The sequence below is a fragment of the Halochromatium roseum genome (assembly GCF_016653315.1).
In the GTDB taxonomy this organism is placed as follows: domain Bacteria; phylum Pseudomonadota; class Gammaproteobacteria; order Chromatiales; family Chromatiaceae; genus Lamprobacter; species Lamprobacter roseus.
The window spans coordinates 103,229-112,253 of record NZ_NHSH01000051.1 but is presented as its reverse complement, the minus strand read 5'-3'; the positions used below and the strand labels follow the sequence as shown (position 1 = coordinate 112,253).

8 protein-coding genes are annotated in these 9,025 nt (G+C 63.4%); 7 read left to right on the top strand and 1 reads right to left on the bottom strand.

Features of this window, described 5'->3' with window-relative positions; translation table 11 throughout:
* A partial coding sequence (locus CCR96_RS09770) for a type I restriction-modification system subunit M N-terminal domain-containing protein (protein WP_201219937.1) occupies positions 1-157 on the bottom strand: 157 nt, incomplete at its 3' end.
* 60 nt (positions 158-217) lie between these two features.
* Between CCR96_RS09770 and CCR96_RS09765 the strand changes: the two genes are divergently transcribed.
* The 7 genes from CCR96_RS09765 (at position 218) to CCR96_RS09730 (ending at position 8,944) form a co-directional block, all read left to right on the top strand.
* Positions 218-409: a DUF2283 domain-containing protein gene (locus tag CCR96_RS09765; protein WP_201219936.1), complete on the top strand. Its 192-nt coding sequence runs from the start codon at positions 218-220 to the stop codon at positions 407-409.
* 363 nt (positions 410-772) lie between these two features.
* Positions 773-1,072, top strand: a complete 300-nt coding sequence (locus CCR96_RS09760) for a hypothetical protein (RefSeq protein ID WP_201219935.1) — start codon at positions 773-775, stop codon at positions 1,070-1,072.
* 61 nt (positions 1,073-1,133) lie between these two features.
* Positions 1,134-1,439, top strand: a complete 306-nt coding sequence (locus CCR96_RS09755) for a hypothetical protein (protein WP_201219934.1) — start codon at positions 1,134-1,136, stop codon at positions 1,437-1,439.
* 29 nt (positions 1,440-1,468) lie between these two features.
* Positions 1,469-3,655 (top strand): patatin-like phospholipase family protein, encoded by a 2,187-nt coding sequence (locus CCR96_RS09750; protein ID WP_201219933.1) that lies wholly within the window; start codon positions 1,469-1,471, stop codon positions 3,653-3,655.
* A 54-nt stretch (positions 3,656-3,709) separates the two neighbouring features.
* Positions 3,710-4,321, top strand: a complete 612-nt coding sequence (locus tag CCR96_RS09745; protein ID WP_201219932.1) for a Uma2 family endonuclease — start codon at positions 3,710-3,712, stop codon at positions 4,319-4,321.
* A gap of 472 nt (positions 4,322-4,793) precedes the next feature.
* Positions 4,794-5,840 (top strand): efflux RND transporter periplasmic adaptor subunit, encoded by a 1,047-nt coding sequence (locus tag CCR96_RS09735; RefSeq protein WP_338035859.1) that lies wholly within the window; start codon positions 4,794-4,796, stop codon positions 5,838-5,840.
* The gene (locus CCR96_RS09730) at positions 5,837-8,944 is read left to right on the top strand and encodes an efflux RND transporter permease subunit (RefSeq protein WP_201219930.1); all 3,108 of its coding nucleotides are present in this window, start codon (positions 5,837-5,839) and stop codon (positions 8,942-8,944) included. The genes CCR96_RS09735 and CCR96_RS09730 overlap by 4 nt, the downstream gene beginning before the upstream one ends.
* Positions 8,945-9,025 lie beyond the last annotated feature (81 nt).

Sequence of the window (9,025 nt, the reverse complement as noted above, 5' to 3'; positions counted from 1 at the left end):
CGATATCGCGGTTGTAGGGCGGCTGCGCGTACTCGTCGGCCATCTTCAGGAAGATCAGATAGGTGAGCTGCTCCAGGTAGTCGCCATAGCCAACGCCGTCGTCGCGCAGCGTATGACAGAAGCTCCAAACCTTGGAGATGATCGAGGCGGTGTTCACGGGGTCTCTGTTGTTCTCGTGTTAGGTCACCAAATTATCCACTGAAGAAAGGCAAAACAGATGAACGTTCACTACGATGAATCAGTTGATGCACTATACTTAAAACTAGGCGAGGATGAGCCAGATGGAGTTATTGAGATTGCAGAGGGAGTTAATATTGAAACAACGGCTGAGGGGAAGCTTGCGGGTATTGAAATATTAAAAGCATCGCAAAAAATTAGCATGAATACTATCCTATCTTACACACTTTAGTTAGGTCAAGATTTGTTAACGAAGAAAACTCGCTCATCTCCGCAGGGTCCATCACACTAAGCAAGTTGGCGAGGACAAGACCATTAGATCCAGGCTCGAAATCAGTCCGTTAAGGTGGCCGGGCAGGTGGTGAATGCACGAATCGGATTGAACGAGTAGGATATGATGGTATCCAATTAAGCGGTTATCGCTCAGAAAAGATACTATCGTATCCTTTATGACCATGGTTCAGCTCTCCTTGCACTCGGCCTTCGATGTGCAGCAAGCCTTGGCTTCTTGGATCAAGGCGCGACGGAAAACACTCAAGCTCTCGCGCCATGCGCTCGCGACGCGCAGTACCGTACCGGCGCCGACCATCAAGAAATGCTGGATCGGCTCGCCTTCGTCGCTGATCGCGGTCTGGGGGCCTTGTCCTACGAGCCGCCCTCGTCGCTGCAGCCTGCGGTTACCGAGACGCGTATCGACCTCGGTGAACTTGGCTTACAAGCACAGGCCCTCTACGAGGGCCAGACCACCGAGGTGCTGGCCGAGCTGGTTCGGGTCGGTAGCTCGGGCGGAGCCAGACCCAAGGCCCAGTTGTACCTGTCGGACACAGACCGCGACAGCTGTGGCACGACCCCCGGCCCAGGTCGCACGGCCTATCTGGTGAAATTTCAGCCCTAGTCCCTATGGCGAGCATGCCACTGCCTTTGCCGGTTTTGGCAAGGCGCCACCCCGCAAAGCGATGCAACGATTGGCGGCTCAGGCCAATTTTGCGCACTGGCGACAAGCGCGCGCGGTCATTGCCGAGGTGGCCGAGAGCATCAGCGGCTTTGGCGAGATCGCCAGAGGGCTCGGCGTTCGCGACGACAGCATCCGGCTGATTTTTGCGGACGCGCTGCATCTGTCCAGTTACCCGGACTGCGAACAAGTGGCTTCCTTCGATGATCGCAAATTTGCCCGCTGGGCGGACTGGAGCCGGAGGTTGTTGTTCTGCCGCTTGCGGCATCCGCGCGGCATCGTCACCCTGCTAGAGACCATGCTAATGTGACAGCCGCTTTCAATCGACGAGTAAGGATCATGAGGCTCGCGTTCGCCATTCTCTGCTTGCTGGCCGCCTTCGCCGCGGCCGCGGATCAGGGCTCACGCCCGCGCATCGGCCTGGTGCTCGCCGGTGGCGGCGCCAAGGGCTCGGCGCATATCGGCGTGCTCAAGGTACTCGAGGAACTGCGCATACCGATCGACGCCATCGCCGGCACCAGTATGGGCGCACTGGTCGGTGGCGGCTACGCCTCCGGCCTCGGCGCCGCCGAGATGGAACGGGCGGTAACCTCGGTCGACTGGAATCAGCTGTTCGACGACGACCCGCCGCGCGCCGAGTGGCCGATGCGGCGCAAGGAGCAGAGCCTGCGGCCGACCTTTGGCTTTGCCGTCGGCCGCCGCGATGGCGAGTTCCGGCTGCCCAAGGGGGCGATCTCGGGGCAGGAGGTGGTGCTCTACCTGAGCGAATTGACCAAGGGCGCCGAAGGGGTCGCGCATTTCGATCAACTGCCGATCCCATTTCGCGCCGTGGCCACCGATCTGGAGACCGGCGAGATGGTGGTCATCGACCAAGGCCCGCTGCCGCTGGCGATGCGCGCCAGCATGGCGGTGCCGGGCGTGTTCGCGCCCCTGGAGACCGAGGATCGGATCTATGTCGATGGCGGCCTGGTGCGTAACCTCCCGGTCGATATCGCCCGCGCCATGGGCGTCGATCGGCTGATCGTGGTCAAGCTCGACTCCACCCCGCCGAGCCGCGAGCAACTGAACACGGTCCTAGGCAGCTTCGGGCAGATGATCAACTTCGTCTTCGCCCAGAACGAGGAACGCTCGCTCGCCGAGATCGACCCGCGGCGTGACATCCTGGTGCGACCGCAGCTCGGCAGCATCGGCCCGGGCGACTTCAACCGCGGCCCCGAGGCGATCGCCAGCGGCGTCGAGGCGGCGCGCCAGGTCGCGGACCAACTCGCCGGCCTCGGCCTGAGCCCGAGCGACTATGCCGCCTGGCGGGCAGCGGTCGCGCGGCGGCGCCAGCCGATCGGGCACATCGATGAGATCCAGGTGGTCGGCCTGGAACGGGTCAGCCGCGACCTGTTCGAGCCGGTGGTGGAGCGCCACCAGGGCCAGCCGCTCGATCGCCAGCAGCTCGAGGACGATCTCAACCGCCTCTATGGCCGCGGCGACTTCGAGCGCATCAACTACCGCGTCGAGCGCGAGGATGGACGCAACCTGCTGATCGTCGACGCGGTCGAAAAGGCCTGGGGACCGGGCTATCTGAGCTTCGGCCTCGGCCTGACCAGCGATTTCGAGGGCGACAGCCGGTTCGGCTTGCGCGCCACCTATCGCCAGACCTGGATCAACGCGCTCGGCGGCGAATGGCTGAGCACGGTCAACCTCGGCAACGAACCGGAGCTGTTCTCGGAGTTCTATCAGCCGCTCGATCGCGGCCGCACCCTCTTTGTCGCCCCTTATGTTGACTGGGGCAAGATCCCGCTCAGCGTCTTCCGGGGAGGCAACCGGATCGCCCGCTATGACATCGCGCGCGCCCGCGTCGGCCTCGACCTCGGCGCCACACTAGGGCGCTTCGCCGAGCTGCGATTCGGCCTGCTCGCGGGGGGCGCCGACGCCCGGCTCGATACCGGCACCTCGCTGGTCCCCGAGGATCACTTCAACGAGACCGGCATCCGCTCCCGGCTGCTATACGACACCCGCGACAGCGGGGCGCTCGCCCGTCAGGGCGCTTATCTCATGGCGGACCTGTTCGCGCCGCTCGAGTCCCTCGGCGCCGACCGGCAGTACTTCAGGACTGAACTCCAGGCCGGCCAGGCGCTCAGCAGCGGTCCCAGCACGCTGGCGCTGAACCTGCGCGCTGGCAGCTCATTTGGCGACACCATGCCCTACTACAATCAGTTCCCACTCGGCGGCTTCCTCAAGCTCTCCGGTTACGCCAACGAGCAGTTCCGCGGCAACCAGTACGCCTTCGGCAGCCTGGTCTACCAATATCAGCTGACCACGCTTACCCCGCCGCTCGGCAAGGGCCTCTATCTCGGCGGATCACTGGAGGTCGGGCGTCTGTGGGACGTCCTCGAGGAGCTGAACCCCAGCGAAACCCGCTACGGCAGCAGCCTGTTCTTTGGCGCCGACACCTGGCTTGGCCCGTTCTACTTTGGGCTTGGGCTCTCGGGTGATGGCGATACCACTGGCTACGTCATCCTTGGCAAGCCCTAGGGGGACAGGCCAATGAACCTGCCATTGAGACGATCTTTCTTGAGGGGGGCATCAATGAACAGCATCGCGGAAGTGTCCGGCGAGCGGCCAGCGACGGCGTTCGATCCACCGACCGAGGAGCATCGGGTGGAGATCGCACCCTGTTCCTGGCAGCGGTTCGAGCAACTCACGGCCTTGTTCCCCGAGACGAAATCCTTGCGCCTGACCTATATCGACGGGGTACTCGAGATCATGTCACCGGTTGGCGAGCGTCATGAGCGTCATAAGAGAACCTTGGGGTACTTCGTCGACACCTATTGCCAAATCAGGGGCCTGCGCTACTACGGTCGTGGCGGCTTCACACTCAGGGAGTCTGAATTCGCCGCTGGGGAGCCGGATGAGTCCTATTGCTTCGGGCAGGACAAGGCCGTGCCCGATCTGGTCATCGAGGTAGTCATCAGCAGCGATGCTCTGAGCAAGTTGCCGCTGTATCAGGCCAAAGGTATCCCAGAGGTCTGGATCTGGCGCAAGGGCCATCTGCTGATCCATCACCTCGGCGTTGACGGCTATGCCCAGGCCACGCACAGCCGCTTGCTGCCGGGCCTCGACGCACAGCTGATGGATCGCTGTCTCGCGGTGGCCGATCAATACGACGCGGTGCGGCTGTTTCGCGAAGCCTTGGGGTGAATCAGGGGCAGCGTGGCTTGCGACGCGCAGAACCGGCGGGGGGTCTTTTTCCAGTACGCGAGCGACGATCTGGCGCGGTTTGCAAATCTCTCGCCCTTTGGCCTGACATACGACGCCTCGCTGCAGGCCGCGCCGCGCAGGCCGCATGCCGGGCTGCACGGGGTGTTCGCCGACTCATTGCCCGATGGCTGGGGCTTGTTGCTGATGGATCGGGTTTCGCCTGTCTCACCGGGTCAATGCGCTGAAAATTGCCTGGGGGAAGCGTTCAGAACCCACTTCCGCCATGCGCAATTCGGCTACCATTGCCAAAACGATGTCCTCATTGCAAACGACCGGGTGTTTTATCGTGTCCAAACATCAGTCATTCCAAGTTGGCGCGCCGGTTGTGACGCTCCTGCTGTTGCCTTGCTGTCTTGTCCTGTCCGGCTGCTCACAAGAGGCCGCTCCCGAGGGTCCACCACCAGTGCGACCGGTGAAGACGCTGCTGGTCGCGTCGCCCGACCTCGGCGGCGAGCGCAGTTTCCCAGGCCGAGTGGATGCCGAAGCCAAAGCGGAGCTCGCCTTTCGCGTTCCCGGCACCGTCAAGGAACTGCTAGTCAAAGAGGGTGATCAGGTCAACGAAGGCGACGTGCTGATCACCCTTGATGCCACCGACTACGAGATCGCCGCCCGCGACGCCCAGGCCACCTTCGATCGCGCCGAGAACGACTTTAAGCGCGCGCAGGAGTTGGTCAAAGACGGCTTCATCTCGCGCACCGATTTCGACGCCAAGGAAGCCGAGTTCAAGAATGCCCAGGCGGCGCTCGAGCGCGCGCAGCAGGATCTGGACTACACCCAGCTCAAGGCCTCGTTTGACGGCACCATCAGCCAGCGCTACGTCGAGCGCTTCGAGGAGGTGCAGGCCAAGCAGCCGGTGCTGGCGATGCAGGACAACAATAGCCTGCAGGTCAAGGTGGCGGTGCCGGAAAACATCATCCGCAGCCTGCGGCCGAGGAATGGGGAGGATCAGTCGACCAGGGACCAGGTGCCGACCTGGGCCTCATTCGATAACCATCCCGGCAAGCGCTTTGCCCTGACGATGCGCGAGGTCTCGACCCGCGCCGACGCCGCGACCCAGACCTTCGAGGTCACCTACAGCATGCCCGCCCCGGCGGACTTCATGGTCTTCCCAGGCATGACCGCCACGGTCACGGCTGATCTCAGCAAGGTCACGGCAGGCGAGCGCGTCTTCAGTCTACCAGCCACCGCGGTGACCGCCGATGCTGAGCTCGAGCCCTTCGTCTGGGTGGTCGAGGAGCCAGCACTGAGCGTCCGCAAGGTGCCGGTTGAGGTCGGGCGCCTGACCGGCAGCTCGATCGAGGTCGAGGGCGGGCTCGAGCCTGGACAGCGGGTGGTGGTGGCCGGCGTTGGCTACCTAGCGGACGGCATGGAGGTGCGTCTGCTGACGCAACGCGAGGAGGCCGAACCGCGCGCGGATGAGGTTCCGGTCAGGCCGACCAGCGAGGGCCCGTCCTCGTGAATATCGCCGAATACTCCGTCAAGACGCCGGTCATCTCCTGGCTGCTGGTCATCGTCCTGGTCGGCGGTGGCATCTGGGGCTTTCAGAGCATGGGCAAGCTCGAGGACCCGGCGTTCACGGTCAAGCTGGCCAAGATCATTACCTTTTATCCAGGCGCGTCGGCGCAGCAGGTCCAAGACGAGGTCAGCTACCACGTCGAGGAGGCCATCCAGCTGATGGAGCAGGTCAAAGGAATCAAGCGCTCGGTCTCGCGGCCGGGCATGTCCGACATCACCATCGAGTTCAAGGACCAGTATCGCGGCGCCGACTTCCCGGACATCTACGACGAGCTGCGGCGCAAGATCGCCGACATGCAGCACAAATTGCCACCCGGGGCGCAGCCGCCGATCGTGGTCGATAGCTTTGCCGATGTCTACGGCATCTATCTCGCGCTGACCGGCGAAGGCTATACCTGGCGCGACCTTTGGGATACCGCCGATCATCTCAAGAAGCAGCTGATCCTGGTGCCCGGCATCCGCAAGATCGTGATCGGCGGCGAGCAGCAGGAGGTCGCCTATCTGGAGATCTCGCGCGCCCGCCTCGGCGAACTCGGGATCCCGCTCGCGACCATCGGCGCGGTGCTACAGTCGCAGAATCTGGTCGCCGATGCCGGCAACATCGTCGTCGGCGAGCAGTATCTGCGCATCTGGCCGACTGGTGAGTCCGAGTCCGTGCAGTCGATCGGCGATGCGCTGATCAGCTCCGAGGATAAACGCGTGCTGCGCATCTCGGACATCGCCGAGATCCGCCGCGCCTATGTCGACGTACCCAACCGCTACTACTATCAAGACGGCCAGCCGGCGCTGACCCTTGGCATCTCGGTGATGGGCGGGCAAAACGTGGTCGAGGTCGGCCGTCAGCTCAATGAACGACTCGCCGCGCTCGAGGGCGATATCCCGCTCGGCATGGAGCTGAAGGCCATCTACAACCAGCCCGAGGTGGTCGACACGTCGGTCAACGGCTTCATCATCAGCGTTGCGCAAGCGGTGGCGATCGTCATCGTCGTACTGCTGCTGTTCATGGGCCTGCGGGTCGGCTTCATCATTGGCGCGGTGCTGCTGATCACCGTGGCCGGGACGCTGTTTATCATGGCCTTGGCCGGGATCGAGCTGCAGCGCATCTCGCTTGGCGCCCTGGTCATCGCGCTCGGCATGCTGGTCGACAACGCCATCGTCGTCGCCGAAGGGATGATGGTGCGCATGAACGCCGGGATGCGCCCGGAGCAGGCCGCGAGCGAGACCGTCGGTAAGACCATCTGGGCGCTGCTCGGCGGCACGGTCATCGGCATCCTCGCCTTTGCCGGCATCGGCTTCTCGCAGGACAGTACCGGCGAGTTCGCCAATTCGCTGTTCTATGTGATCCTGATCTCGCTGCTGCTGTCTTGGATCACCGCGATCAGCACCACGCCGCTGCTCTGCGCCCTGCTGCTCAAGGTCGGCAGCGGCGATGACGCGGACGAGGGCGCGGCCTATAACGCGGCACCTTTCCGTATCTATCGCGGCCTGGTCGCCGGTGCACTGCGCTTTCGTTGGCTGACCGTCGGCGGCGTGGTCGCGCTCTTCGTGATCTCGCTCTGGGGCTTTGGCTACGTCAAGCAGGCCTTCTTTCCGAGTTCCAACACGCCGCTCTTCTTCGTTGATCTGTGGGAGCCGGAAGGGACCGATATCCGTAAGACCCGCGAGGACGCGCTCAAGGTCTCCGACTACCTGCGCAGCCTGGAAGGCGTGGTCAGCACCAGCTCGGTGATCGGCGGACCCCATCAGCGCTTCGTGCTGACCTATGACTCCAAGGACCAGACCCCATCCTATGCGCAGATCGTGGTCTATACCGATACCCGCGAGCGCATCGCCGAGGTCTGGGAGCAGGCCGACGAGTTCATGCGCGAGGAGCTCTACTGGACCGATCCGATCATCAAGACGCTGATGATCGGCCCCGGGCGCGACAGCAAGATCGAGGCGCGCTTCAGCGGCCCAGACCCGGCAGTGCTGCGTGAGCTGGCCAATGAGGCCAAGGCCATCATGCACGCCGACCCGGATGCGAAGGAGATCCGCGACGACTGGCGCGAGCCGGTGAAGGTGATCCGCCCGGTGTTCAACGAGCAGGTCGGGCGCCAGCTCGGCGTGACCCGCGAGGACGTCGCCAAGGCCATGCAGTATGCCTTCGATGGCGTGCAGGTCGGGTTCTATCGCGACGGCGAGCGCCTGCTGCCGATCCTGGTGCGGGCACCGCTCGGCGAGCGCGTCGATGTCGACAGCATCCAGGATGTGCAGGTCTGGAGCCCAGTGCTGCAGCGCTCAGTGCCCATCGCCCAGGTGGTCAGTGGCTTCGAAACCATTTGGGAGAACCAGGTCATCGGCGGACGCGACCGCCAGCAGACCATCATCGCCTCGGCCAACCCGCGCGGGCCGCTGGCCTCGCCGCTGTTCGAGCGCCTGCGCCCGCAAATCGAGGCGATGGCATTGCCACCGGGCTACAGCCTGTCCTGGGGCGGAGAGTATGAAGACCAGACCAAGGCCCAGAGCGCGCTGATGGGCGTGCTGCCGCCGAGCTTCCTGGCGATGATCCTGGTCAGCATCCTGCTCTTCGGCAAGATCCGCCAGCCACTGATCATCTGGCTCACGGTGCCGATGGCGATCATCGGCATTACCGCGGGGCTGCTGGGCGCCAATGCCGCGTTCGACTTCATGTCGATGCTCGGCGCCCTGGCGTTGGTCGGTCTGTTGATCAAGAACGCGATCGTGCTGATCGAGGAGATCGACCAACAGATCGCGAGCGGCAAACCGGGCTACACGGCGATTCTCGATTCTGGTGTCAGCCGCATGCGCCCCGTCGTCTTGGCCGCATCGACCACGATTCTGGGTTTGATCCCGCTGCTGCCTGATGTCTTCTTCGTCAATATGTCGATCACCATGATGGCGGGCCTGGGTTTTGCGACCCTGCTGACGCTGATCCTGGTGCCAACCTTGTATGCGATCCTGTTTGGAATCAAAGAGGGGCAGACAGCATCCATGGCGAGCGCGCAGAGGCTCGGCACCACCGGAGGCGCGTCGCCAAGCACGACATGAGCATCGCACCGCGGCAGGTGATGTGCAAAAGACGGGCCAACGTCATGACCGCGCCCCTTCGGAAAGCAGTCGAGTGATCCA